Origin of the sequence: Streptomyces sp. 1-11, from assembly GCF_007176755.1 — a bacterium.
Lineage (GTDB): Bacteria > Actinomycetota > Actinomycetes > Streptomycetales > Streptomycetaceae > Streptomyces.
Window position 1 is genome coordinate 1 of record NZ_BJTV01000041.1, and the last position, 1,166, is coordinate 1,166.

Annotated in this window: 1 protein-coding gene; it reads left to right on the plus strand. The window is 67.3% G+C overall.

Translation table 11 applies throughout. The annotated features are described in order from the left end of the window. Positions 1–1,166, plus strand: a 1,166-nt coding sequence (locus TNCT1_RS35430) for an amino acid adenylation domain-containing protein (RefSeq protein ID WP_143640446.1), incomplete at both ends; no start/stop codon positions are given.

Here is a 1,166-nt window from a genome sequence, read left to right on the forward strand (position 1 = left end):
CACCGTGGTGTCGTCAACTACCTGCACTGGTGCGACGAGAACTACCCCGCGCACGTCCCCGGGGGTGTCGGTTCGATCCTGTATTCGTCGGTGACGTTCGACCTGACGATCACAGCCCTGTTCCTGCCGCTGATCCAGGGGCAGCAGCTCGCGATCCCCGTCACAGGGCCGGACCAGAGCGCGTTCGACGCGGCGATCGATCTGATCTGCACGAACATTCCGATCAGTTTCCTGAAGGCCACCCCCTCCCATCTGGAGGTGCTGGCCGCGCACCTGGAGACCCGCGGGGCCCGGCATCACATCACCACCATCGTGGCCGGCGGTGAGAACCTCACTCCGCAGCTCGTGGCCCGCCTCCTGGAGGCGAGCAGTACGGCGACGACGATCAGCAACGAGTACGGTGCGACCGAGGGTTCGGTGGCGAACGTGATGAGTCTGACCACGCGGCCGGACCCGCACGGGGGTACGACCACGTTGGGCCGGCCGATCACCAACACCACCGCCTACGTCGTCGACCACCACAACCAGCCCGCCCCTGTCGGTGTCCCCGGTCATGCTCTGCTGGGTGGTATCTGCCTGGCCCGGCACTACCACAACCGGCCCGAGCTGACGGGTCAGCGTTTCACCCCCAACCCCCTCAGCCCGCCCCGGCCGGACCCGCGTACCTATCACACGGGGGATCTGGTGAAGTGGCGGGCGGACGGCACGCTGGAGTTCATCGGACGCATCGACAACCAGGTCAAGCTCCGCGGCTACCGCATCGAACTCGGCGAGATCGAAGCCGCCCTGACCACCCACGACCACGTCCACACCACGGCCGTCACCGTCCGCGAAGACACCCCCGGCGACAAGCGCCTGGTCGCCTACGTCGTCCCCGTCCCGGGCCACCACCCCGACACGACGCAGTTGCGCACCCATCTGCAGCGCCAACTGCCCGACTACATGGTCCCGAGCGCTTACGTCACCCTCGACCAGCTCCCGCTCACCCCCAACGGCAAGGTCGACACCAAAGCCCTGCCCGCCCCCGACCACCACCGGCCCGATCTCGCCACCACCTACACCGCACCCCGGAACTCGACCGAGGAACTCATCACCGGCGTGTGGTCCGACGTCCTCGGCGTCGACACCATCGGCATCCACGACAACTTCTTCGAACTCGGCGGACA